General features: G+C 70.6%; 1 pseudogene. It reads left to right on the forward strand.

The window, feature by feature from the left end:
* Positions 1-15: 15 nt before the first annotated feature.
* Positions 16-245: pseudogene (locus R0J92_RS25690) on the forward strand (hypothetical protein); the annotation flags it as partial.

Below are 245 nucleotides of genomic sequence, written 5' to 3' on the forward strand. Positions count from 1 at the left end.
CTCCCCGGCGAGGAGATGGTCGTCAAGCTCATCAAGCCCGGCGAGAACCCCGCCCAGGGCGTGGGCTACCTCGACGACGGCACCATGGTGGTGGTCGAAGACGGCCGCGACCACATGGGCCAGCGGGTCGCCCTGACCGTGACCAGCACCATCCAGACCTCCGCCGGCCGGATGATCTTCGGCAAGTTCGAAAAGGTCGACGCCCGCGGCGACGCCCCCGACGAGCCCGGTGAGCCGAGCCGCGG

Origin of the sequence: Tritonibacter sp. SIMBA_163 (assembly GCF_046535935.1) — a bacterium.
GTDB classification, from domain to species: domain Bacteria; phylum Pseudomonadota; class Alphaproteobacteria; order Rhodobacterales; family Rhodobacteraceae; genus Epibacterium; species Epibacterium scottomollicae.